The sequence below is a fragment of the Nonomuraea sp. NBC_00507 genome (assembly GCF_036013525.1).
Taxonomy (GTDB): Bacteria; Actinomycetota; Actinomycetes; order Streptosporangiales; family Streptosporangiaceae; genus Nonomuraea.
In genome coordinates, this window is sequence record NZ_CP107853.1 from 860,821 (window position 1) to 884,259 (window position 23,439).

The 23,439-nt window shown below is 69.3% G+C and carries 25 protein-coding genes and 1 pseudogene; 13 read left to right on the forward strand and 13 right to left on the reverse strand.

Translation table 11 applies throughout. The annotated features are described in order from the left end of the window. Window positions 1-108 precede the first annotated feature (108 nt). Window positions 109-459 carry a hypothetical protein gene (locus OHA25_RS04490; protein WP_327586345.1) on the forward strand — a complete coding sequence of 117 codons (351 nt, stop codon included), beginning with the start codon at window positions 109-111 and terminating at the stop codon, window positions 457-459. Between the two features lie 836 nt (window positions 460-1,295). Here OHA25_RS04490 and OHA25_RS04495 read toward each other — a convergent pair. After that, complete coding sequence (locus tag OHA25_RS04495; RefSeq protein WP_305914374.1) at window positions 1,296-1,826, reverse strand: hypothetical protein; 531 nt, start codon at window positions 1,824-1,826, stop codon at window positions 1,296-1,298. 172 nt (window positions 1,827-1,998) lie between these two features. Here OHA25_RS04495 and OHA25_RS04500 point away from each other — a divergent pair, with 172 nt between their 5' ends. Next, on the forward strand, window positions 1,999-2,325 hold the full coding sequence (locus OHA25_RS04500) for a hypothetical protein (RefSeq protein WP_327586346.1): 327 nt from the start codon (window positions 1,999-2,001) through the stop codon (window positions 2,323-2,325). Window positions 2,326-2,333: 8 nt separating this feature from the next. Here the strand turns inward: OHA25_RS04500 and OHA25_RS04505 are convergent, their stop codons facing one another. Next, window positions 2,334-2,999: a TetR/AcrR family transcriptional regulator gene (locus OHA25_RS04505; protein ID WP_327586347.1), complete on the reverse strand. Its 666-nt coding sequence runs from the start codon at window positions 2,997-2,999 to the stop codon at window positions 2,334-2,336. Between the two features lie 124 nt (window positions 3,000-3,123). Here OHA25_RS04505 and OHA25_RS04510 point away from each other — a divergent pair, with 124 nt between their 5' ends. Beyond that, window positions 3,124-3,702 (forward strand): hypothetical protein, encoded by a 579-nt coding sequence (locus OHA25_RS04510; protein ID WP_327586348.1) that lies wholly within the window; start codon window positions 3,124-3,126, stop codon window positions 3,700-3,702. On the opposite strand, the gene OHA25_RS04515 is transcribed toward OHA25_RS04510, so the two are convergent. The 3 genes from OHA25_RS04515 to OHA25_RS04525 are packed head-to-tail and all read right to left on the reverse strand — an operon-like array spanning window position 3,697 to window position 7,239. Beyond that, the gene (locus OHA25_RS04515) at window positions 3,697-4,341 is read right to left on the reverse strand and encodes a TetR/AcrR family transcriptional regulator (protein ID WP_327586349.1); all 645 of its coding nucleotides are present in this window, start codon (window positions 4,339-4,341) and stop codon (window positions 3,697-3,699) included. The genes OHA25_RS04510 and OHA25_RS04515 overlap by 6 nt on opposite strands. 56 nt (window positions 4,342-4,397) lie before the next feature. Continuing rightward, window positions 4,398-6,107, reverse strand: coding sequence for an SDR family oxidoreductase (locus OHA25_RS04520; RefSeq protein ID WP_327586350.1), 1,710 nt, complete (start codon window positions 6,105-6,107; stop codon window positions 4,398-4,400). Window positions 6,108-6,147: 40 nt separating this feature from the next. Further along, window positions 6,148-7,239, reverse strand: coding sequence for a CapA family protein (locus OHA25_RS04525; RefSeq protein WP_327586351.1), 1,092 nt, complete (start codon window positions 7,237-7,239; stop codon window positions 6,148-6,150). A 255-nt stretch (window positions 7,240-7,494) separates the two neighbouring features. Here OHA25_RS04525 and OHA25_RS04530 point away from each other — a divergent pair, with 255 nt between their 5' ends. Further along, window positions 7,495-7,902: a Fur family transcriptional regulator gene (locus OHA25_RS04530; RefSeq protein ID WP_327586352.1), complete on the forward strand. Its 408-nt coding sequence runs from the start codon at window positions 7,495-7,497 to the stop codon at window positions 7,900-7,902. Between the two features lie 389 nt (window positions 7,903-8,291). Here OHA25_RS04530 and OHA25_RS04535 read toward each other — a convergent pair whose 3' ends face one another. Both OHA25_RS04535 and OHA25_RS04540 read right to left on the reverse strand, forming a co-directional pair. Further along, window positions 8,292-8,519 (reverse strand): DUF397 domain-containing protein, encoded by a 228-nt coding sequence (locus OHA25_RS04535; RefSeq protein ID WP_327586353.1) that lies wholly within the window; start codon window positions 8,517-8,519, stop codon window positions 8,292-8,294. A 54-nt stretch (window positions 8,520-8,573) separates the two neighbouring features. Continuing rightward, complete coding sequence (locus OHA25_RS04540) at window positions 8,574-9,437, reverse strand: helix-turn-helix domain-containing protein (protein WP_327586354.1); 864 nt, start codon at window positions 9,435-9,437, stop codon at window positions 8,574-8,576. Between the two features lie 773 nt (window positions 9,438-10,210). Between OHA25_RS04540 and OHA25_RS04545 the strand changes: the two genes are divergently transcribed. The 6 genes from OHA25_RS04545 to OHA25_RS04570 all read left to right on the forward strand — a co-directional run bounded on the left by OHA25_RS04545 (window position 10,211) and on the right by OHA25_RS04570 (window position 15,694). Further along, window positions 10,211-10,342: a hypothetical protein gene (locus OHA25_RS04545; protein WP_305914366.1), complete on the forward strand. Its 132-nt coding sequence runs from the start codon at window positions 10,211-10,213 to the stop codon at window positions 10,340-10,342. Then, on the forward strand, window positions 10,342-10,989 hold the full coding sequence (locus OHA25_RS04550) for a hypothetical protein (RefSeq protein ID WP_327586355.1): 648 nt from the start codon (window positions 10,342-10,344) through the stop codon (window positions 10,987-10,989). The genes OHA25_RS04545 and OHA25_RS04550 overlap by 1 nt, the downstream gene beginning before the upstream one ends. A gap of 122 nt (window positions 10,990-11,111) precedes the next feature. After that, entirely contained in the window at window positions 11,112-13,292 is a 2,181-nt protein-coding gene (locus OHA25_RS04555) for a molybdopterin-dependent oxidoreductase (protein ID WP_327586356.1), read from the forward strand. Window position 13,293: 1 nt separating this feature from the next. Beyond that, window positions 13,294-13,905, forward strand: coding sequence for an HD domain-containing protein (locus OHA25_RS04560; RefSeq protein WP_305914363.1), 612 nt, complete (start codon window positions 13,294-13,296; stop codon window positions 13,903-13,905). A gap of 120 nt (window positions 13,906-14,025) precedes the next feature. Then, window positions 14,026-14,847: a Rieske 2Fe-2S domain-containing protein gene (locus OHA25_RS04565; RefSeq protein ID WP_327586357.1), complete on the forward strand. Its 822-nt coding sequence runs from the start codon at window positions 14,026-14,028 to the stop codon at window positions 14,845-14,847. 28 nt (window positions 14,848-14,875) lie between these two features. Further along, complete coding sequence (locus tag OHA25_RS04570) at window positions 14,876-15,694, forward strand: NAD(P)H-binding protein (RefSeq protein ID WP_327586358.1); 819 nt, start codon at window positions 14,876-14,878, stop codon at window positions 15,692-15,694. Here OHA25_RS04570 and OHA25_RS04575 read toward each other — a convergent pair. The 4 genes from OHA25_RS04575 to OHA25_RS04590 form a co-directional block, all read right to left on the reverse strand. Next, window positions 15,687-15,908 (reverse strand): hypothetical protein, encoded by a 222-nt coding sequence (locus OHA25_RS04575; protein WP_305914360.1) that lies wholly within the window; start codon window positions 15,906-15,908, stop codon window positions 15,687-15,689. The genes OHA25_RS04570 and OHA25_RS04575 overlap by 8 nt on opposite strands. A 22-nt stretch (window positions 15,909-15,930) precedes the next feature. Beyond that, window positions 15,931-16,686 carry a sulfite exporter TauE/SafE family protein gene (locus OHA25_RS04580; RefSeq protein WP_327586359.1) on the reverse strand — a complete coding sequence of 252 codons (756 nt, stop codon included), beginning with the start codon at window positions 16,684-16,686 and terminating at the stop codon, window positions 15,931-15,933. Window positions 16,687-16,697: 11 nt separating this feature from the next. Further along, the gene (locus OHA25_RS04585) at window positions 16,698-17,618 is read right to left on the reverse strand and encodes an SPFH domain-containing protein (RefSeq protein WP_442942058.1); all 921 of its coding nucleotides are present in this window, start codon (window positions 17,616-17,618) and stop codon (window positions 16,698-16,700) included. A 102-nt stretch (window positions 17,619-17,720) separates the two neighbouring features. Continuing rightward, window positions 17,721-18,509 carry an ABC transporter ATP-binding protein gene (locus OHA25_RS04590; RefSeq protein ID WP_327586360.1) on the reverse strand — a complete coding sequence of 263 codons (789 nt, stop codon included), beginning with the start codon at window positions 18,507-18,509 and terminating at the stop codon, window positions 17,721-17,723. A gap of 68 nt (window positions 18,510-18,577) precedes the next feature. Here OHA25_RS04590 and OHA25_RS04595 point away from each other — a divergent pair, with 68 nt between their 5' ends. Further along, window positions 18,578-19,294 (forward strand): hypothetical protein, encoded by a 717-nt coding sequence (locus OHA25_RS04595; RefSeq protein ID WP_327586361.1) that lies wholly within the window; start codon window positions 18,578-18,580, stop codon window positions 19,292-19,294. On the opposite strand, the gene OHA25_RS61105 is transcribed toward OHA25_RS04595, so the two are convergent. Continuing rightward, a complete protein-coding gene (locus tag OHA25_RS61105) occupies window positions 19,281-20,804 on the reverse strand; it encodes a hypothetical protein (protein WP_442942165.1) in 1,524 nt (507 codons plus the stop codon). The two genes, OHA25_RS04595 and OHA25_RS61105, sit on opposite strands and share 14 nt — an antisense overlap. Before the next feature lie 224 nt (window positions 20,805-21,028). Here OHA25_RS61105 and OHA25_RS61110 point away from each other — a divergent pair, with 224 nt between their 5' ends. Beyond that, the gene (locus OHA25_RS61110) at window positions 21,029-21,622 is read left to right on the forward strand and encodes a histone H1-like repetitive region-containing protein (protein ID WP_442942166.1); all 594 of its coding nucleotides are present in this window, start codon (window positions 21,029-21,031) and stop codon (window positions 21,620-21,622) included. 205 nt (window positions 21,623-21,827) lie between these two features. Here OHA25_RS61110 and OHA25_RS61115 read toward each other — a convergent pair. After that, window positions 21,828-22,601, reverse strand: a pseudogene (locus OHA25_RS61115) (serine/threonine-protein kinase); the annotation flags it as partial. A gap of 170 nt (window positions 22,602-22,771) precedes the next feature. Between OHA25_RS61115 and OHA25_RS04605 the strand changes: the two are divergent. After that, window positions 22,772-23,437, forward strand: coding sequence for a hypothetical protein (locus tag OHA25_RS04605; protein WP_327586363.1), 666 nt, complete (start codon window positions 22,772-22,774; stop codon window positions 23,435-23,437). Window positions 23,438-23,439: the final 2 nt, after the last annotated feature.

Below are 23,439 nucleotides of genomic sequence, written 5' to 3' on the forward strand. Positions count from 1 at the left end.
CTCGGCTCAGTCTTCGGACAAGCCCCACTCGGGCCGCCTCCGCGGTGACTACGTTCGGCGTTCGTCAGATCACCGAAATCGATCAGGGGGCGCGCGGTGCTATCCCGGATGATCCGAAACATCGTCGCGGCGGCAGCCATTGTCGCGGGTGTCACCTGGCCCGTCGTGGGAGCCACGCAGGCGAACACGTGTGGGAACACGGGGCCCGCCATGACGGCGTCCGACCGGAACTGTGGTGAGGGCCTGGCCCGTCCGGCGGCCGGGAACCCGGCGCCCGGCCTGGGCTACCTCGGCGGGATCATGGCGACCTGGGCCATGCCCTCGCCGGCCGGCCCGCCCGGGCTCTCTCCTGTGAGGACACGTCCGGCCGGGATGAAGGACCTGTCTACGGCAGCTCACGTGCCCGCGCTGCCGCTCCTTCCCCTCGCCGGGCCGGCCGAGGGCATCAAACCGAGGTGAGTCTGCGGCTTCCCAGCCCCCTCGTCCGGGCGCGGACCGTGCCTGCCGCGCCCGGCGCCCCCTAACCGAAGGGGCCGCGTCCATCCAGCGTCGCGGCCCCTTCGGCCCCCTGCACCCCGGCCAGACGGCGGCCCGCCCCCTCCGGCGCCTCACCGACCAGGTGGGGGAATCTCCTGGTGGGCGGCACTCACCTTCAACGCACCGAGCGCCCCGCAGCGGGTCCCATGAGGGGGCGGGCACCCAAAGGCGGACGGGTCTCCCGGCGCCTGCCGACTCGACGGCCTGTGTCCCAGGCGACGGCCTGTGTGCCGACTCGACGGCCCGTGTCCCAGCCGACGGCCCATGTGCCGGCCGACGGCCCAGTCGACGGGCTGTGTGCCGGCCCGACGGGCTGTGCGTCGGGGTCTGTGCGTTGGGGTCTGTGAGCCGGGGTCTGCGTGCCAGGGTCTGCGTGCCAGGGTCTGCGTGCCAGGGTCTGCGTGCCAGGGCCTGCGTGCCAGGGCCTGCGTGCCAGGGCCTGCGTGCCAGGGCCTGCGTGCCAGGGCCTGCGTGCCAGGGCCTGCGTGCCAGCCCGACGGCCCGTGTGCCAGCCGAACGCCCTGTCACCCCGGCGGGGCGCGCCACGCGCGACCGGGAACGCCGTGCGAGGCGAACGTGCCGATGGGGTGCCCAACGCCGACGAGGGCCCGATTCGTAGACACGACGCGCGCGCCACCGATGGGCTGGAGCGAGACGTTACACCAGTCCCTTACGGCGCAGGTGCCCCTTCGAGGTGCATGCTGACATGGACAGGCGTGCGCGCACACGCCGACCGCCGGCCCGGCCGGGCCGCGGCGTCAGTGGACGAGTGCGTCCAGTTCGTCCTCGGGCAGTCCCAGATCGACCCTGATCCGGTAGCGCGTACGCAACGCCGCCACATGCTCAGGATCGCTCTCGTCGGACCCCAGCGCGGCCTGGGTGGCCCACTCGAGCCCGCCCTGCAGATCCCCGTACGCCACCAGCGTCTCGGCGATCGTGTGTGCGGTTGCCGTGGAAACGCCGCCCTCGGCGCGTATCCTCTCGATGACCTCCCTGGCCTCATCGGCCCTGTCGAGCTCGAAGAGCGTATCGGCGATTCCGGCACGCGGGTCGAAACCCGCATCGCCACCATCCTCGACCGCGCGCTGGAAACACTCCATCGCGCGCACGGGCTGGCCCGCCGCTCGCCACTCCTCGGCGGCGAGGACAAGGATGGACGCCCTGGAGACGTCGCCGGAGGAGTAGTCGAGCGCGACGTCGTAAAGCCGACTGGCCAGGGAACTGTGGTCGTCGGCCAGCAGGGCCTGCTCAAGCAGACGATCAAGGTGCTCACGGGTCACATGCGCCACACCGCGAGACTACCGAGCCACCCGCGGCTTTGCCCGGTCAATGCACATCGCCGGTCCGTGCGAAATTCGGTAACGTCTCGTCAAACCATGCTTACAGTGCGCGTGTATATGCAGGTAGCAGGGCATATATCGGTTGCTTTGCGCCTAGCGAGCGGAAGGGGCTGTGATGGGCATGTCCAAGCAGATGACCTTCGCGCTGGCCTGTACGGTCGTACTGTCGGCTCTCATTCCGGGCGTGGCCGGCTATCTGTCGGCCCGGCTGGAGGCCATCGAGGCCGCGGAACGTAACCTGCGGGCCCTGGAAGCCAGGCTGGATCTCCGTGAGGCCCGCGACGCGCGCCCGGTGGCGTTCCCCGGGCCGTGCGTGCGCACGCCTCCCACGCCTCGGTTCCAGGAGGTGCCGGCGACCGCGCTCAGCGATCACAAGCACGGGCACGCCGAGGTGCCGGACTGGCTGCCAGGGCTGCTGAAGGAGGTCGCGAACGCCATCGACGACTGAGCGCACGCTCACCGCGCGCCCAGCCGGGCCTGCAGGCCGTCGAGGACCGTCTGGAGGCCGAACTCGAAGCTCTCGTCCTGGCCGTCATCGCCCAGGGCGTCCAGGCGGGCCCGCAACCTCGGGAACTGCGCGGCGATCTCGGTGATCCACGCCGTATCCGCCCGTACCTGCTCCTCCACGTCTCCACCGGCCCGGCGGAGTCGCCGGCGCCAGGCGGCGTCGGACGCCGCGCCGAGCGCCTGGCCGAGGGCGAAGACGAACACGACGTTCATCGCCCAGTCCACCTGCCGGCCGGCGAACCCGGCCGCCTCGTAGACCCCGATGAGGTGGTCGTCGTGGCGGGCCTTGCCCGGGCCGTAGATGGAGTAGAGGCTCATGGCCGTCACCAGCCACGGATGCCTGACGACCATCGAGTGAAGGTTGCGGGCCATAACGGCGGCGGCCTCCCGCCAGCCCACCCCGGCCGGGTCGGGTAGCTCGATCTCGCTCCACACCTCGTCGGCGGCCAGCACGACGAGCTCGTCCTTGCTCTTGACGTGCCAGTAGACCGCCGTGGCGGCGGAGCCGAGCCAGGTGCCGAGGCGCCGCATGTTGAGCCCCTCCACGCCCTCGGCGTCCAGGACCTCGACCGCGGCCCGGATGATCTGCTCCCTGGTCAACGTGTCACGCGGCATGCGCCAAGAATAGGCCTCTTGAACAAAGTTCAAATAGTGCCTGCACTTAGTGCAAGTACCGGCTAGGGTCGTTCTTGCACAAAGTTCAAGTCCACTGTACGCACGTCACACAGAGGAGCGCGCCATGAAAGCCGACACCTCGATCAAGCGCCCGCGCAGTGTCGTCCTGGCCGCAACGCTGCAGTTACTGAGCGCCGTGCCGTTCGTGCTCGGGACCTACGTCGTCCTCGTCCACGGCACCGGCGCGCAGGCGGCGGCCGAGGCGGAGGTCGCCCGCCAGGGCCTGCCGCCCTCAATCCTGGCCGAACACGGCATCAGCTTCGGCTCGAACACGGCGGAGCTGCCGTTCACCGTCGCGATCGTGCTGATCCTGGCGATGCTGGCCCTGCTCAACCTGAACGGCAAGCGCCTCGGCCGCGTCCTGTCCTGGATCTTCCAGCCGATCCTCTTCGTGGCCGGCGCCATCATCGTCCCCCGCCAGGTGTGGGTCACCCCACTACTGGAGTCCACCTTCAAGAGCGACCCGGTGCTCGCGCGCATCGACGTTCCGGCCCTGGTGGACGCGGCGTTGCAGGCCATGCCGGGCTGGCTGCTCCACGCGAACGTCGGCAAGCTCGCGCTCACGACCCTGGGCTCGGCGCTCGTCATCGTCCTGCTCGCACTCCCGTCGGCGCGGGCGTACTTCCGCGGCAAGGCCCTATGACGGTGGCGACCAGGATTTCAGCTGACGGGACAGGAAGCCGCGGATCAGCTGCTTGGCGGCGTCGATGATCTCGGGAGCGCCGTCGGGATCGCGGCGGAAGGCCAGCTTCAGCACGGCGTCCCCGGCCTCGACGGCCACCAGCACTGCCAGGTCCAGCTCTGGGCAGTCGGCCAGCCCGAACTCCTTCAGGAACAGCCCGCGCAGCCGTCCCGCGATCACCGTATTGTTGTCGGAGTCGGAGTCGAGCATGTTGAGGTCGACGGCGTCACCGAAGTGCAGGCTCTTGAAGCCGGCGACGGTCCTGTGCATGTCGACGTATTCGTCGATGATCGCGTCGACCGCCTCCCACCAGCCGCGATGGTCCTCCTCCAGGAACCGGCGGTCCACCCTGCGGACGAACTCCTCGACGTTGCGCCGGGTGACCTCTTGGGTGATGGCCCGCTTGTCGGGAAAGAACTGGTAGACCGACCCGATCGCCACGTCCGCCCGCTCGGCTATGCGGGTGGTGGACAGGGCCTCGTATCCGGTCTCGTCGAGCAGCTCGGCACAGGCGTCGAGCATGCGCTCGACGCGCCGCGCGCTGCGGCGCTGTGCGGGCTGCCGCCTCAGAGTTTGGGGCTGGGCACAATCGTCATCCATCTGCGGCGAAGACACGGATTCATCTTCTCCCCTACGGGCGATCGTTACCTGCAAATTTATGGATTTCTTGCGGCTCCACCGAGCCGCGCCAGCCGGCGCATCGCCCGCGGCGAAATCCTGGACAGCACGTAGCCTATTTTGCCTTCCAGATTGACCGCTACGACCGCCTGATTCCGGTGTACGGCCCGCAGAATGTGGGCGGCCACCCGCTCGGGCGGGTAGCGGCGCCGCGCCAGCCCGCGTACGGCCTCCTCGCGCAGGTCCCGCCCCACGTACGTGGCATGCTGCGCCAGAGGCGTGGACACGAAGCCGGGGCAGATGGCGCTGACGCCGATCCCGTGCCCGGAGAGTTCGGCCCTCAGGCAGTCGCTGAGCATCTTCACGGCCGCCTTCGAGACCGAGTACGCGGGCAACATCCTGGACGGCGCGAACGCGGCCAAGGAGGCGACGTTGACGATGTGCCCGCCCTGGCCGCGCTTCACCATGGCGGCGCCGAACAGCCGGCAGCCATGCACGACGCCCCAGAGATTGACGTCGATCGTTCTGCGCCAGTCGTCAACGGTGTGATCGAGAATAGGCCCGGCCACGGCGATCCCGGCATTGTTGACCACAATGTCCGGCACCCCAAATTTAGTGAGAATATCTCGCGAAAAGTCCTCCATCTGATCGATATTCGCGACATCTACCTGCACGGCCCACGCCGTACCCCCGAGGTCCTTGACGATCCCCCGCGCGGCCCGTGCGGCGGCGTCGGCGTCGATGTCCGCGCAGACCACCTCGCCCCCATGGGCGGCGAACGCCCGTGCCGTGGCCAGCCCGATCCCCGACCCCGCGCCGGTGACCACCACCAACCGGTCCCCGAACGCCCCGCGGCGCGCGCCCGCCCGTGCCCGCCGCAACTCCCTGGACGCCGGGGCGCCGTCCACGTGGGCGGCGAACTCGGCGATCATCCCGGCGACAAGGCCGGGGTGGCTGCGCTGGGCCCAGTGGCCGGCCGCGATCTCCCGATGCCACAACCTGGGCACCCACTGCCCGATCGAGGCCAGCAGCGCCGGGGTCACGTACCTGTCGTGGGCGGCCTCGATGAGCTGCACCGGAACATCCCCGACGGCCGGGCTGAGATCGGGGTCCGCGAGCGTGCCGGTCATGTTCCGCCGGTAGAGCCACAGCCCGTTGCGCCCGTCCCTGACCAGCGTCTCGGCGGGATGCCCGGCCCGCGCCGCCACCCCCTCGCCGAAGCCCCGCGCGATCAGCCGGGGCAGGATCGAGCTCCACACGAGCTCCGGCACCACGGGGACCAGGAACCCGCCGATGTACCAGGACTTGACCAACTGCGCGGCGACCTCGCGCCGCCTGCCGTGCCGCAGGAAGTGCGCCGTCTGCCGCAACCCCGGCCCGCCGACACTGGTGAACGAGGCCACCCGCTCCAGCACCCTGGGCCGTCCCACCGCTTCCCATCCCTGCAGGGACCCCCAGTCGTGCCCGACGAGATGCACGCGGGGTTTCCCCACGGCGTCGAGCACGGCGGAGAGATCGTCCATCAGCCGGTCGAACCCGTAGTCGCGGCGGTCGCGCGGCTCTGTGGACGCCCCGGCCCCGCGTACGTCGTACCGCACCACGTGGAACCGGTCGCGCAACAGCGCGACCACCTCGTCCCAGACCCGATGCGTGTCCGGGTAGCCGTGCAGGAGCAGCAGCGTGGGACGGGCCGGGTCGCCGTCCTCGAAGACCGCCAGCCGCACGTCACCGGACTCGACCCACCGCATCGCGACCTCCTATTGGACGGGATGTCCAAATATAGATCCGTCAGGGCCGCGCGGCCAGCCCGGGACGCGCGGCCAGCCCGGTGCAGGAACGCAGCGCCCTCCAGTCCGCCACCGCCTGGGTCCTGGCGGCACCGGTCATCGGGACCGGGACACCGCTCTGGATGGTGGCCGGCGTCCAGCGGTCCTTCAGCACCTTTCGCCCGTTGATCGTCAACGTCAACACCCCGGTCCTGCCGGTGGTCGCCGGGTTGGAGTTGTAGAAGGCGAAGTTGCCCATGCCGTAGTTGACGTACGCCTTACCGAGATATCCGGACCCGAGCAGGATGTGCGCGTGCCCGCCGACGATCACATCCGCACCGGCCTTGACCAGCTTGGGGGCGAGCGAGAGCTGAGCCGGGTTCGGGCACTTCTGCATCTCGGTGCCCCAGTGCAGATGGACGATCACCGTGTCGGAGTTCTTGCGCGCCTGCCGCACCGCACTCAGCAGGCTCGCCTCATCCTTGGCCGAGGCCAGCCCGCCCTGGTCGGCCGTGGCCGTCCACGACCGGATGAACTCGGCGTCCAGCACCTGAGTGGCCCCGATGATCGCGACCCGGTTGCCGTTCACGGTTTTCCTGAACGGCTTGTAGGCCTCCGCCGCGTTCTTCCCGATCCCCACCACGGGATACTTGCTGCGCTTGATCGCCGCCAGCGAGTCAGCCAGCCCGCTCTCCATGTAGTCCATGCCGTGGTTGTTCGCCATGGACACGACGTCCACCCCCGCGGCCTTCAACGCGGTGAACGCCGTCGCGGGCGCCCGGAAGGTGAACTGCTTGCCGGGCGCGGGCGTCCCCCCCGTGGTGATGGCGGTCTCCAGGTTCACCATCGCCAAGTCGGCCTGGCGCAGCACGCCGGCGATCGGCCCGAGCGCGGTGCGCGGGTTCGACAACCTGGGCCGCAACATCCCTTCGAAGTGCACGTCCCCACCGAAGGAGATCGTGTACGGCCGCCGCTCAGGCGTCGGCTCCTCCTCCGGCGTGGCGGCCGCCTGCTGGTCGACCTGCTTGCTCTGCAACTCCTGCTCAGGCGCCGATGAGCAGGCGGCAAGCGAGACGACGAAGGCGAACAACGGGAGGGCACGGGGGAGTCTCATCTGCCGCCATTTCCGCTCGAGTCCTGACTTTCAGGGATCGAGCATGCCATGCAGGGCAGATTACCGGGCAGACCCCATCATTTTACTCATTGCGGACCTGGTCGCCGCCGCCGGCGGACTCGCGTACGCGATCATGAGCGCGCTCATCGGCGCCGGACTTGATCTTCCTCGTGCGCAGCCGTGTGCCGTCACATGCCTAAAGTTGGAGAATTCCTTTACTTGGATGACTCAGGTTAAGGACATAGCGTGATTGGCATGGGGGACGACGACCTTCTCCGCCAGGCCGGGCTCCGGGTCACCGCCGCCCGGCTGGCGATCATGCAGACCGTTCGCGATGCCGACCACCCGGACGTGGACGACGTCTATCACTGCGTGCGTGAACGACTGGGACAGGTCTCACTTCAGGCGGTCTACGACTCGCTGCACGCGCTGCACGAGGCCGGTCTCGTACGGAAGATCGAACCCATGGGCAGCCCGGCACGTTACGAGGCCCGCGTGGGCGACAACCACCACCACCTCGTCTGCCGGGAGTGCGGGACCGTGACCGACGTCGACTGTGTGGTGGGGATCGCCCCCTGCCTCGAGCCCTGCGACAGGGCCGGCTACATCGTGGACGAAGCCGACGTCACGTTCTGGGGCGTCTGCCCGAACTGTCAAAGCTGATCTTGGGCCGAACGGCCCACTGCTCCTGCAGGATCACCATCGTCGGCCACGCCTCGGCCCCCGAGGTCACCGCCGACATGAAGAGCGGCGCACCCCGGAAAAGGATGCGCCGCGCGCGTGTTCAAGCGGAATTCTTCCGGCCGTCCGGGCTTTTCACCGGCAGCTCTCGAAACGGATCCGGTAAGACGGCTTATCGCATCTCGAATTGGCGACGGGCCGCGCGAGATCAAATCCCATGGCGCTTGATCATCCGGGGGGATGCTGTGCCATGATGGCTACGTCTTCTACGCTCGCTCGCGAGGCGAGCAGGAGTTGGCCATGGCCCCTTGACGGCCGTGCGGGGAGCGGCCCTGCGATGTTGTGTCCTCAACGTCGCCGGGCCGTTTTCTTTAGGCGCTCGTCGCCGCCAGTGTCGCCAGGTCGAATTCACCCTCGCGAACGCCGGAGGTGAACGCGGCCCACTCCGCAGGAGTGAACACGAGAACGGGACCGTCCTGCTCCTTGCTGTCACGCAGCGCGACGTTGCCGTCGGAGAGCGGGGCGATCTCGACACAGGCGTCTGCGCCATTGCAGAAGGTGCTCTTCCGCCAAGCCGCCTTCGAAGGGTGGTTGTGCATTATCTCCCCAAATAGCTAAAGGGGCTCCATTGCCCCTTGTTGAGGTGGGCGTCTCTACCGACGCCACAGCATGGCTTTGCGCTGGATGAGAACGCGAGACTCGTTCTCGTCGAGCGCCTCCGACTTGACGTGGTCGAAGGCGATTTCGTATCCAGCCACGCGTTGGAGGTCTTCGACGAAGTTGGCAGTATACAACTGTTCCAGGTAGACAACATCGTCGAATTCCGCAAACTGCAGATGAATAAAGGTGCCGGTGTTCACCGGATGAAGTGAGTCCAAGGTCAGGACGTGCACGCTGACATGTGGGAGCAGGGAGATCTCCAGGAGATGCTCCATCTGCTCACGCATCACCGAGGGTTCGCCGAAGCGGCGCATCAGCGCCGACTCGTCGAGCACGACCGTGAGCCTGCAGGGCTCCGGCCGGTGCAGCACGCGCCGTTGCCGGTCGAGGCGGGCCTCGACGCGGCTGCGGACACCGCTGTGCGTGATGCGCGCGATGCCCCGGGAAGCCAGGATGACCTCCCGCGCGTAGTCCTCGGTTTGCAGGAGGCCCGGCACGAGCTGCGGCTCCCAGGATCGCTGAGAGGTCGCCTCAGCCTCTAGCCCGAGGAATCTTGTGTATTCCTCGGGAAGAACGTCTTCGTAATCTTCCCACCACCCCCGCTGCTCCGCATCCCGCAACAGGCCGATGAGTTCATCAAGTTTGTCCCCATCAACGCGATAGAGCTTCACCAGCGCCTTGATGTCGTCGGTGCTGGGCATCGTCCTCGCGGCCTCGATGCGGCTGATCTTGCTGGGCGACCAGCCGAGCTCCATCGCCGCCTTGGCCCCGGTGAGCTTTCGCCGCTCGCGCAGCAAACGCAACTCCTGGCCGAGCCGGAGCCTGCGTACCGTCGGGCTGCCCTGCTGCGTTGGCACCGTCCGCTCTCCTTGTCGGGAAGGAAGGTGTAGCCGGAAGGGATCGTTTGGAACCTGAGTTTAGGGATCGGTCGCCCAATCTTACACTGCAAGTTGCACGCGTAGTCGCGTCTGGCCTTGCCAGAAGGCTGTCACGGGGAGAGCGTAGGAGCAAGACAAGCTCCATGAAGCCCTCTAGGTCGAGGCGAAGATTCCGGCCTCCCCGCCCCGGCCAGAGGGTCGTCGACACTTCTCGTGCAAGTTGCAGAGCAAGCTCATCGGCAAGAAGCGAAGAAAATGAAATCTTCCTTGCTCAGGGTATTGCAGCAACGCAGACCTCGGAGGACCATCGGTTTCGAGGAGGGTTTCTCGAGTGTGAGGGAGGCCGGGCATGACGACATCGCCGCACGCACCGGGCCTTCCCCCTTTGGTCGCGCGCCCCTGCCAGGGCCGCATCGACGGCAACGTCGCCGCCCCGGAAACGAATCTCGCCCCCAGGGAGGCCGCTTGCCGAAAGGACCTCGCAACCGACTGAAGCAGCCAGCGCCGACGAATCCGGCGCACGTTGACTCACCAGCGCAGGAAAAAACCGGTCCGAGACTGACGACCAGTGTCCCCGCATATGGGCTGCCACCCTGCGACGGGCCTGGTCATCAGCCCTCGGACCGGTGAAGAAGCCACCTCTAGAAATGCCGCGAAAGGGGTCTTCTATGTACTCACAAGGTACCAAGGGACTCAGCCGAATCAAGTCCCGGATCCGGGAACTCATCGCATGGGCCGACCGCGAAATCTGCATGGAGCCCGATGAATTCGCGCACCACGTCGGCTGGACCGTGACCAGGACGGGATTCGGTGCCCGTCGCTACCGGGACCCACGCTTCGACCAGCTCCGCCTGCCTCGCCGGGTGCACGAGGAGGTGACCTGATGTCGAGGAACCCGCGCAACCAGATCTACCCCGCCAACGAGGACCTCCCCGGCGCCCGCGGCGGCGGGCCGCTGGTCCGGCTCTGGCGGTCACGGACCGAGTTGTTGCTCGCGACCATGCTGGCGCTGTTCGCGCTGACCTTGCTCAACGCGACACAGGAAGGCCGGTGGGTGCCCTTCCTGCTGCTGATGAGCGCGGTCTCGGCACCGGCCGCCACCAGGATCGGCCGCAATTGGATCGCCGCCCACTTCTGGTGCGTGGTGTCCAGGCACCGCCTGCAGCGGGTCTGCCTGGAGACCACGATGCACACCAGGGCAGGGCGCATCCCGCTGGTCTTGTGGATCACGCCGACGACGACCGGCGAGAAGGCACTGATCCTGACGCGGGCCGGGATCAGCGCCGAGGAGTTCGAGGCGTACAGCGAGGAGATCGCGGCGGCCTGCTGGGCGAGGAGCGTGAACGTCTACCGGAACCGCACGCGCGCGCAGCTGCTGATCGTGGAGATCGTCCGGCGCGACGAGGTGCCGGGCGCCGCCTCACCTGGGCTGGACCGGCTCTACGGCAGGCGCGAGTGGGTCTCGCTCAGACCCGATCTCGAGGAGCCGCCCGATCTGCGCACGCGGGTCATGCTGTCGCAGGTCGGCTGAGAACCCCGGGGTAAAGGGGCCTTCCCCGGGGAGGAAGCCCCGGAGACCGCGGGGGCTCCGGGGCTTCCCCATGCGCGTGACACAGACCAATATGAGTTCATCTGGCGAACTCAGGAGTCGTGATGACCTCGACCGTCCACCGGACATGCCCCCTCTGCGAAGCCGTCTGCGGACTGACGCTCACGCTCGACGAGGGCGGGCACGTGACCAGCGTCCGCGGCGACAAGGACGATCCGTTCAGCAAGGGCTTCATCTGCCCGAAGGGGGCGAGCCTCGGCCGCCTGGACGAGGACCCCGACCGGCTGCGCAAACCGCTGATCCGGGAGGGCGACCTGTGGCGGGAGGTCGGCTGGGACGAGGCGTTCGGCGCCGTGAAGGCCGCGCTCGACCAGGTGAGCGACCGCCAGTCCATCGCGGTCTACCTCGGCAATCCCAACGCCCACAGCATGGCGGGCGCGCTCTACGGCGCCCCGCTGATCAAGGCGCTCGGCACCCGTAACATCTACTCCGCCAGCACCGCCGACCAGATGCCCAAGCACGTGGCCAGCGGCCTGATGTTCGGGCACCCGCTGGCCATCCCGGTCCCCGACCTGGACCGCACGGATTACCTGCTGATGCTGGGCGCCAACCCGCTGGAGTCGAACGGCTCGCTGTGCACCGCGCCGGACTTCCCCGGCAGGTTGAAGGCGCTGCGCCGGCGCGGTGGGCGGCTCGTCGTCGTCGATCCGCGGCGGACCAGGACCGCCGCGCTGGCCGACGAGCACGTCTTCGTCCGCCCGGGAACGGATGCCTACCTGCTGTTCGGGCTCGTCCACACGCTCTTCGCCGAAGAACTGGTGACGGTGTCACACCAGGTGAACGGCCTGGATCAGGTGCGGGAGGCGGCCAAGCACTTCCCGCCGGAGTCGGTGGCCCGCCGTACCGGGGTGCCGGCCGAGGTGATCGTACGGCTGGCCAGGGAGCTGGCGGCGGCGCGTACGGCGGCCGTGTACGCCAGGATCGGCACCTGCACGGCCGAGTTCGGCACGCTGGCCCAATGGCTGGTGGACGTGCTCAATGTGCTCACCGGCAACCTCGACCGGCCGGGCGGCGCCATGTTCCCCAAACCGGCCACGGAGTTCGCGGCGCGCCGCAGGCCATACCAGGTGGGCCGGTGGACCAGCCGGGTGCGCGGCCTGCCCGAGGCCAACGGCGAGCTGCCGGTGGCCACGCTCGCGGACGAGATCGAGACCCCCGGCGACGGCCAGGTCAGGTTCCTGATCACGATCGCCGGCAACCCCGTGTTGTCGGCGCCACACGGGGACAGGCTGGACGCGGCCTTCGAGGGGCTCGACTTCATGGTGAGCGTGGACCCCTACCTGAACGAGACCACCAAGCACGCCAACGTCATCCTGCCGCCGCCGCGGGTGCTGCAGTCGGGGCACTACGACTTCGCGCTGCTCGGGTTCGCCGTGCGCAACTACACGCGGTACTCGCCGCCGTCACTGCCCCTGGACGGGCAGCCTTCCGAGGCGCAGATCCTGGCGAGGCTGGCCTTGATCGCCTCAGGGCTCGAAGGGGACCTGGACGCGTTCGTCATCGACGAGATGTTGCGCAAAGCCACGCAGACGCCCGGCTCCGGCGTCGAGGGGCGGGACGTGGCCGAGCTGCGCGCAGATCTGGACGGCGAGACCGGCGGCGAGCGCAGGCTCGACCTCATGCTCAGGCTCGGCCCGTACGGCGAGTGGGCGGGCAAGGGCGACCTGTCGCTGCGCAAGCTGCTCGACCACCCGCACGGCCTGGACCTCGGCCCGCTGGAGCCCCGGCTCGACGAGGTCCTCAAGACCGCCTCCGGGCTGATCGAGCTGGCGCCGCCGCAGCTCATCGAGGACGTGGAGCGGCTGCGGAGCAAGCTGGACGAGGAGCCACCGGAGATCGTCCTGATCGGGCGGCGCCACCTACGCTCCAACAACAGCTGGCTGCACAACGTGGGCTCGCTGGTCGGCGGCAGCAACACCTGCACGCTGCAGATCAACCCGGCCGACGTGGCCAGGCTCGGACTCGACGGCGAGGCCGTGGTCAGCTCGGCGAAGGGGCGGCTCACGGTGCCCCTGGAGCCCACCGACACCATCATGCCGGGCGTGGTCAGCCTGCCGCACGGCTGGGGCCACGCGGGCAGCGCGCAGAGCGTGGCGGCCGAGCACGCGGGCGTCTCCGTGAACACGCTCACGGACGAATCAGCCATAGACGTTCCAAGTGGTAACGCAGTGTTCAACGGAGTTCCGGTCACGATTTCACCAACTGGGGTGATCACCGCGCATTAGGGTGTCGCGCGTGACTATCGCGCCAGAAGAGGACCGCCTGAACGCCCAGATCTCCTTCGCCATCGAAATCGACAAGTTGAAGCGGATCATCCGCCGCAACCATCTGATCGACGGTTCGCGGCGGGAGAACACCGCAGAGCACTCCTGGTACGTGGGCACGCTGGCGATGGTCCTCGGCGAGCATGCCCCGCCGGGGACCGACCTTCAACGGGTGGTGGCCATGTTGCTGGTGCACGACCTGGTGGAGATCGACGCCGGCGACACGTTCATCTACGACCCGGTGGAGGTCGCCGCCCAGGCCGACGCCGAGCGGTCCGCCGCCGACCGCATTTTCGGCCTGCTCCCCGCCGACCAGGCGGTGTGGGTGCGGGAGTTGTGGGACGAGTTCGAGGCGAGGAAGACGCCGGAGGCGCGCTTCGCCAAGGCGCTCGACCGCTTCGCCCCGATCCTGGCCAACCACCACACCGAAGGCGGCACGTGGCCGCTGTTCAAGGTCAAGGCTTCGCAGGTCAGGGAGAAGGTGCGGATCATCGAGGAAGGCTCGCCCTCGCTCGGCGCGTACGCCCTGGAGCTGGTCGAACTCTCCGTGGCCAGGGGACACCTGTCCGAGTGATCCCCTCACGGCGGGGGTAGGGGACTTGTCGTGAAAGAGGAAGTACGAGCGAGACGTCGGCAATTGCGGGGTTTCGCCGGGCCGGTTGCCCTTGCCGATCGGCTCGAGAAGTCGAAGTCCATGGACCGGCCGATCAGGGTGCTCGCCAAGGCGATACGCCGGCGCATCCGCACCGGCTTCGTCCGCGACCTGCTGCATGGCGTGCCCATCGGCGAGCCCCTGCACCCGCCGCTGGCCTCGGTCAGCCTGGGTTGCTGGATCTCGACGGCCGTGCTCGACCTCGCCGGAGCCGACCCGCGGGCCTCGCGGCTGCTGCTGGCCACCGGCGTGGCCAACGCGCTGCCCACCGCCGCCGCCGGGCTGACCGACTGGTCCACGCTCCACCGCGAACAGCAGCGGGTCGGCTTCGTCCATATGTTGTCAAATTTGACCGCGCTCAGTCTGTTCTCCGCGTCGTTGATGGCCCGCCTGCGCGGCCAGGAGCGGGCAGGAAAGATCCTGTCCTTCGCCGGGCTGGGGGTCGGCACGCTCGGCGCCTATTTGGGCGGCCACATGGCCTACCGGCAGGCGGCGGGGGCCAACCACGCCCCGCAGGTCTCGCACCTGGTGCCGCTGGGCTGGCACGATCTGTGCCCGATCAAGGACCTGCCGGACGGTCGGCCGGTGGCCCGGCGGCTCGGCTACATCCAGCTCTTCGTGCTGCGCCAGGGCGAGGCCGTGACCGTGCTCGCCGACCATTGCCCCCATCTGGCCGGTCCCCTGCACCAGGGCAGGCTCGTCATCGACAACGGCGAGGCGTGCGTGGTCTGCCCGTGGCACGGCAGCACGTTCCGGCTGGTGGACGGCACCGTGCGACACGGGCCCGCGACCGCTCCCGCGCCCACGTTCGAGACCAGGATCCGGCGGGACGGCACGATCCAGGTACGGCCGGGGTTGACCTGAAGTTTGGTTGAGGTTCTACGGTCGAGCCATGGGCAAGATTCTGGTGACCGGCGCGACCGGCAATGTTGGCAGGCATGTGGTTTCCCAGCTCGCGGAGGCCGGACTGGAGGTGCGGGCGCTCGTCAGAGACCCGGCGCGGGCGCGGCTGCCCGTCGAGATGGCTCAGGGTGACCTGAACGCGGCAGAGACGCTGGAGCCCGCGTTGGAGGACGTGGAGAGTGTGTTCCTGCTCTGGCCGGGCTTCACCGCGGACGGCGCCGACGAGGTGATCGCGGCGATCGCCAAGCACGCGCGGCGCGTGGTCTACCTGTCGGCGAACGTAGCGGATGAGCCGGTGACGCACTACCACGAGATCGAGCACCTGATCCGGCACTCCGGGCTCGGCTGGACGTTCCTGCGGCCCGGCGGTTTCGCGGCCAACACGCTGGGCTGGGCCGGGCAGATCCGCCAGGGTGTCGTGCGGTGGCCCTACGGGCAGGCGTCCAGGTCGCTGATCCACGAGAAGGACATCGCGGCGGTGGCCGTCCACGTGCTCACCTCCGCCGGCCACAACGGGGCCACGTACATCCTCACCGGGCCGGAGCAGCTCACCCAGGCCGAGCAGGTGCGGCTGATCGGCGAAGCGGTCGGGCGCGGGGTGCGCTGGGAGGAGCAGCCGCCGGAGGAGGCCCGCGACCAGCTCATGGCGGCGTGGGGTGACCCGACGTTCGTGGAGAGCGCGCTGCGGACGTGGGACGGCTTCGTGACCAGCCCGGAGCCGGTCACCGACACGGTGCGGCGGCTGCTCGGCAGGCCGGGGCTGACCTTCCGCCAGTGGGCGCGCGACCACGCCGCCGACTTCAGCTGACCTCGTCGGCCGGGTGCTCCACCAGGGCGAGGATGCGGCTGGACATGAACCGAGCCGTGCGTACGGCGGTGCCGCTGCGGGTGACCTCGCTCACCTCGACGAGCCCCCGGCCCGTGGTCACCTCCACCCGCCGACCGGCGCGGGTGGCCTTGATCTCGTAAGTGCGCGGGGTGCCGCCCGCGTCGATGACGATCTCCACCCGGTCACCCTTCATGTCCGGGTTATACCCACCACACCTATCCGTACACCAGTACGATAATCGCCGCGATCCCCACGCATACGATGACGCCCCGCAAGACGGGCGCAGGGATCCGCCGCCCCACCCGGGCTCCCAGGAATCCGCCGACCACCGCGCCTATCCCCACCCCGGCCACGGCCTGCACGTCCACGTCCGCGACCGCCAGGAACAGCGTGGCCGCCACGGCGTTGACGATCAGCGCGAGGACGTTCTTGGCGGCGTTGACCCGCTGGAGGTGGTCGTCGAGAAAGCTGCCCAGCAGGCCGATCAGCAGCACGCCTTGAGCCGCGCCGAAATACCCGCCGTAAACGCCCGCGGCCAGCACGCCCAGCCACAACGCCGGCCCCCCGTGCGGGTGCGCGTGCTCGCGCCGCTCGGCGAGCCAGCGGTTGATCCGCGGCTGCGCCACGACGAGCACGCAAGCCAGGGCGATCAGCGCGACGACGACGATCTCGAAGACGTCGGGGTCCAGGAACAGCAGCAGGATGCCGCCGATCAGCGCGCCGACCGCCGAGGCCGCGCCCAGGCGCAGCAGGCGGTCGCGCTGGCCGAGGAGCTCGGGGCGGTAGCCGTACGCGCCGGTGAAGGAGCCGGGCACCAGGCCGATGGTGTTGGAGACGTTCGCCGTGACGGGATCGACGCCGATGGCCACCAGCGTGGGGAACGTGATCAGCGAGCCCGACCCGACGACCGCGTTGATGGCACCGGCCACCACCCCGGCCGCGCAGACCGCGACCAGCTCCCACCCCGTCACGAACCCTCCTTTTACGTATCTGGGCTCTTGGGGGGTGTGAACAGGCCGCCAAGGCTCTCCAGGACCTTGCCCATCTCCGATGGGACGATCCAGATCTTATTTGCCTCGCCTTTGGCGATCTCCGGCAGGGTCTGCAGATACTGGTAAGCGAGGAGGTGCTGGTCGGGCTTCCCCTCGTGGATGGCTTTGAACACCATCCCGATCGCGTCCGCCTGCCCCTTGGCACGCATGGCCTGCGCCTCGGCCTCGGCCTGGGCCCGCAGCACGGCCGCCTCCGCCTCACCGCGCGCCCGCAGCACCGACGCCTGCTTCTCGCCCTCGGCCTGCAGGATCGCCGCCTGCCGCTGGCCTTCCGCGGTCAGCACGGCGGCGCGCTTGTCGCGGTCGGCGCGCATCTGCTTCTCCATCGAGTCCTGGATGGAGGCGGGCGGGTCGATGGCCTTCAGCTCGACGCGGTTGACGCGGATGCCCCACTTGCCGGTCGCCTCGTCGAGCACGCCGCGCAGCGCGGTGTTGATGTCCTCGCGCGAGGTCAGCGTGCGCTCGAGGTCCATGCCACCGACCACGTTGCGCAGCGTGGTGACCGTGAGCTGCTCGACGCCGATGAGGAAGTTCGCGATCTCGTACGTGGCCTTCTTCGGGTTCGTGACCTGGAAGTAGATCACCGTGTCGATGGAGACCACCAGGTTGTCGGACGTGATCACCGGCTGAGGTGGGAACGACACCACCTGCTCACGCAGGTCGATCATGTCCTTGATGCGGTCGATGAACGGCACCACCAGGTTCAGTCCCGGCGTCAGCGTCCTGTGGTAGCGCCCGAGCCGCTCGACGATGGCGGCCGTGGCCTGAGGGATGATGCGGATGGTGCGGACCATTCCGAAGCCCACCGCCGCGACCACGACGAGGGCGACGATGAGCTGCTCGACGGACATGGCGACGCTCCGAAGTCGAGGGGACCGACTCCGTAGATCCTATTTCGTTTCAGCTGGCGGGGCCTTTTGTGTGCATAAAAGTGATCTACTATCGCGATCTCGCTAGTATGCGCGGGCGTACCAGCGGCCCTCTGCACTGCGATCCAGCGTCAGCGGCACCCCGAACGTCTGGGACAGGTTGTCGGACGTCATCACGTGCTCGAGCGGCCCCTGGGACACCACGGAGCCGTGCCGCAGCAGCAGCCCATGCGTGAACCCGGCGGGCACCTCCTCCACGTGGTGCGTCACCAGGACCAGCGTCGGCGAGCGGAAGTCGCCGGCCAGCAACGCCAGGCGGCGCACCAGGTCCTCGCGACCGCCGAGGTCGAGCCCGGCCGCGGGCTCGTCGAGCAGGAGCACCTCGGGGTCGGGCATGAGCGCGCGGGCGATCTGCACCCGCTTGCGCTCCCCCTCGGACAACGTGCCGAAGCGCCGCCTGATCAAATGAGCCGCGCCCATCATGTCGATCAGCTCGACCGCCCGGGTCACGTCATTGGAGTCATATTCCTCGGTCCAGCGGCCCATGATTCCGTAGGAGGCGGTCAGCACCAGGTCGATGACCTTCTCCTCGGGCGGGATGCGCTCGGCCAGCGCGGCGCTCGCCAGTCCGATGCGCGGCCGCAGATCGAACACGTCCGCCTGCCCCAGCCGCTCCCCGAGCACCTCGACCACACCTTCGGTCGGGTAGAGCAACGTGCTGGCGACCTGCAGCAACGTGGTCTTGCCCGCGCCGTTGGGGCCGATGACGGCCCATCGCTCGTCCGCATTGACCGTCCAGTCGATGCCGCGCAGCAGGGCCGCTCCGTCGCGCCTGACGGCGACGTCCTGGAGCCGCAGCACCTGACCACCCATCCCCGAACCTCCCTTTGGAGTCACCCTGGGGACAAACCTATTGCAGGCCGAGCGCTTATCGTGGATCGGTGCGCCCTGAATCGCCTGTCTGTCCGTCCCTGGTCGCCTGGGGCAACGCGTGGCTTGCCGGCCACGTCGGCCTCGACGAGGCGGCTGACCACGTCGAATCCGCCGGCGGGCCCGTCATCGCGGGCGAGGTCCCGTTGCGTAAATACCTCGCAAACCTGCGCGCGAGCGGGCTGCGCGAGGTGCGCCTCGCCCTGCCCGCGCCGGGCGATCCGCTCGGGCTGTCGGGTCCTGCATCGTTCAACTCGGCCGCGGTCGACGCCGGGCAGGCCGTGATCGCGGTGCTGGACGACCACAACCTCGGGCTGGTACCGGCGCCGGACCTGCGCGGATCGTCCTATGTCGGCGTACGGCTGGACGTGCACGAATCCGGGCCGGTACGCCATGACCTGCCCTCGCTGTCCGAAGCCGAGCGCGAGCTGTCGGACGCGATCCGCTCGGCCACCGAGGCACTGGCCTCCGTCGACGGACCCGCGCAGGGCCGTCCCGAACTCGGGCCGCGGGGCGGCGATCTGGCGCCGGGCTATCCCGCGCGGGCGCATCGCGTCTCGGCGCTGGCCGCGCGGCTGGCCGCCGTGCTCAGCCTGGCCGACGACCGGGGGCTCACCTCCGGCCAGATCGCCGCCCGCGGCGCCGCACTGCGCGAGCTCGACCGTGCGGTACGCCGTGCGCTCGTGGCCGCCCACCACGCGATCTTCGAGCCGCTCAGGAACCCGTAGGCGCATCCCCGGCCTTCCACAGCCTGACCAGCTTGTCCTTGCCGGCCGAGACGAGGGTGACGCGGTCGTCGAGGCGGACGATGCCTACGGCGTACACGCCGCTCTTGTGTGCCTTGACCGGCTTGCCGAGCGCCTTGCGGGTGCCGAGGTCCCACAGCCTGATCGTGCCGTCGGTGCTGCCGGACAGCAGGACCGGCCGGTCGGCCATGGTGCCGAAGGACAGCGAGTAGATGATCTTCTTGTGGCCGGACATGGTGCCGATGGTTTTGCCGTTTGTCGGATCCCAAATCCGGATTTTTCCGTCTTTGCCGCCCGATGCCACGACTGTCTCGTCGTCGACCTTGCCCACCGTGACCGCGTACACGCCCTTCGAGTGGCCCTTGTACGTCTTCCCGTACGACTTGCGCTTGGACATGTCCCACATGCGGATCGACTCGTCCTCGCTGGCCGAGATCGCGATCGCGCGGTCACCGATATGGGTGGCGCTGAGCCAGTTCACCGGCTTGCGGTGGGCCCTGATGCTCTTGCCCGTGGCCTTGCGCTTGCCCAGGTCCCAGAATCTCAGGTAGCCGTCGGCGTCGCCGGTGACCGCCATCCACTTGTCCTTGACCTTGGTCACGGCGACGGAGTAGACGGCGTCGCCGTGCCAGCCGAGGACCTTGCCCTTGCGGGTCTTGAGATTCCACAGGCGGACGCTGCCGTCGTAGCCGCCGGAGACCGCGACGGGCGTCTTGCCCATCATCGCGCCGGCCACGGCGTACACCTCCTGGCTGTGGCCCTTCATGGTGGCCAGGGACTTGTGCTTGGCCAGGTCCCACAGGCGTACCCGGCCGTCCTGTCCGCCGGTGACCAGCCAGGTCGTCTTGTCGCTCACGGAGACGGCGGAGAACGTCTGGACGCCCTTGGTATGGCCCTTGAGCGACGTGCCGTCCTGCTTGCCCACCACGGGGACCGTCTGCTCCTGGGGCTGGTCCTGGGTGGGTGTGGGGGTCGGGGTCACCGCTGTGGGGGTCGGTGTCGGCGCCGTCGGGGTGGGGGTGGGGGCCGTGGGTGTGGCGGCCGTCGGGCTGAGGGACGTGGTCACCTGGGCGACGTTCTCGCCCCCGGCGGCGGGTCCGAACATCTTCGGCCCGAAGTACAGCACGCCGCCGGCCAGGGCGAGCGCCACGACCAGGGTGCCCGCGACCAGGGCAGCACGCCTCCGCCTGGCGTCGGACACGTCGGGCCGCTCGTCGAGGGGCGTGTGCTTGAAGAACGCGTCGTTGTCCCCTCGTGCCCGCGCCTCCCCGTGCCCTGGGCCGGCGGGCCGGCCCAGGCCGCCACGCCCATGATCGCCCGCCGCCCCTTGCACCCCGGGGTGCTGCCGCATTCCGGGCTGCCCCTGCACACCGGCCTGCCCGTGAGCTTCGGGCGGCCCTTGCACACCCGCCTGGCCGGCCGAGCCCATATGACCGGCTGCCGGGTCCTGCGCGGGCGATCCCACCGCTCTCATCGGATACGGCGGCGGCATGTGCTGCTGGCCTTGCGCCGGCACGAAGGAGCCCGCCGACGGCCTGCTGGAAGCGCCCTGCCCGCCAGCCGGCTGCTGCGACGGCGAACCCGGCGGGTGCCCAGCGGGCGGGTGACGGTCGACCGACTCGGCACCGGACGCCTGGGGCTGCGCGTGGGCCTCCCCAGAGGGGCTGGCCCACGCGGAGGCCGCACGCCCCTGCCCATCGGGACTGACCCACCCGGATGCGGCAGCCGATCGCCCTTCCGGACTCACCCACCCGGAGGCCGCAGGCGCCCCTCCCGCTCCCCCACTCTGCGGCCCGCCACTGTGCGGGCCGCCGCCCTGCGGCTCAGCGCCCTGCAGGCCGGCGCCCTGCGGGCCAGCACTATGCAGCCCGGCGCCATGCGGACCGGCACTATGCGGCCCGGCGCCATGCGGCCCGATACCCTGCGGCCAGACGCCATGCGGGTCGGCGCTATGCGGCCCGACACCCTGAGGCCCGGCGGCCTGCGGACCGGCGCCATGTGGCCCAGCACTGTGCGGCCCGGCGCCATGTGGCCCAGCACTGTGCGGCCCGGCGCCATGTGGCCCAGCACTGTGCGGCCCGGCGCCATGTGGCCCAGCACTGTGCGGGCCAGCGCCATGTGGCCCAGCACTGTGCGGGCCAGCGCCATGCGAGCCGACCCCCTGCGAGCCGACCCCCTGCGGCCCAGCACCCTGCGGCCAGACGCTATGCGGCCCGGCACCCTGCGGCCCGGCACCCTGCGGGCCGGAAGTTTCAGCCGGGTGGCCTTCTGGGCTCGCCCAGCCGGGAGTGGGTGCCCACCCGTGGGTGAATGCGGAGCCTGGGGTGGGTGCCGGGGCTGCGAGGCCCGGGGTAGCGGCGGAGCCAGCAGTAGCGGCCGAGCCGGGGATGCCCGCAGGCCCGGTGGCGGGGGGAGTTTGTTCGGCGGCCAGTTGGGAGCCGGTGGTGAGGGCCACCTCGTCGTCGAGCCGAGGCGACTGCCCCTGGTTCTCCAGCAACGCGAACAGCGCCTCGGCCGCCGTAGGCCGCTCCTCGGCCCGCTTGCTGAGGCACGCCTGCACGATCGGCCGCAGATCGTCGGGCAGCACCGACAGATCCGGCTCCTCGTTCATCACCCGGTAGATGACCGCCGGCAGGCTGTCCTGCCCGAACGCGGGCCGCCCCGTGGCGGCGTACACCATGGTCAGGCCCCAGCTGAACATGTCGCTGGCGGACCCGACCCGTTCGGCGGAGATCTGCTCCGGCGACATGTACGCCGGCGTCCCCACCACCCCGCTGCTGATCGTCATCGCCGAGTCCAGTGCCCTGGCGATGCCGAAGTCGATGACCCGGGGCCCGTCGCTGCCGATCAGTACGTTGCTCGGCTTGAAGTCCCGGTGCACGATGCCCGCCCGGTGGATGGCGGCCAGCGCGGTCACCGTCCCGACGGCCAGCCGGTAGAGCGCACCGCCCGCGCGCGGCCCGTCCCGCTGCACCACGAGCTGGAGCGACACGCCGTCGACCAGCTCACTCACGATGTACGCCTGCTCGCCGTCCATGTTGGCGTCCAGCACTTGGGCGGTGCAGAACTGGGCGACCCGGCGCGCCGCGGCCACCTCGCGCATGAAGCGCTCACCGTCGATCCCCGGCTTGTCGAGCCGGGTCTTCAGCAGCTTGATCGCCACGAGCCGCCCATCGGGCGCCTCCCCCTTGAAGACGATCCCCTGCGCCCCTTTGCCCAGGCGGCCGAGCACCCGATAGGTGCCCAGCGTCTGCGGATCACCCGCCTGTAAGGGGTGCGTGTCCGGCACCTGGTCCTCCCCCTTGTGCGAATCCCCCGATCACAAGCGTGATGGGCCCACGCGAACCCCCGCAAGCCATCCCAGGTCACGAAAGATCATCGCTCTTTGCGAAATATTTCCCCTCCGCAATAATCGTGGAGATGATCGGGGATTTCCAGCACCGTACGGGGAGCCGTCACATGCGCAGAAGCTTCAGCCTGTTCTTAGCCGGAGGTCTCGCCGCCGGCACCCTGGCCGCGCCCGGCCAGGTCAGCGCCGCCACCACGGCCACGTCCGCCACGACCGCGGCAGCGCCCACGACGACGACGGCGCGGCTGGCGCCGTACTCGAGTTTCAAGATCTCGGTCAAGCACACCACGCGCACCAAGCGCGGCGGCAAGATCACATACTACGTGAAGGCGAAAAACCTCGGCCCGCACTACGCCGACTACTACTGGATGGGCGGCGAGGTGCCGAAGGGCGTCGTGCCGACCCTGCGCTGGGGCGGCCCCAAGGGCACGAAGTGCACCTGGGAGGACCGCTGGTTCTGGTGCTGGGGACCGATACGCCTGGAGAAGGGCAAGACCGACTGGCTCAACTTCCAGGTGACGCTGAAGAAGGGCACCACGGGCACCGCCAAGGCCCGCGTCGGCGTGCTGTCGTTCGATGTGGACCAGGGCATGGAGAACATGAGCGAGGCCGAGCTCAAGCGCCTCGGCATCAAGGGTTACCACTGGCTCAAGACGGTCAAGACGACGATCGTCAGCCCGTCGCGGGCCGGGCGGGGCTACACGCCGCCGCCCCCGGTCCAGGAGTACAACCCGCCGTCCAGCCACGTCGAGACCAACAACAAGAAGGACACCTGACC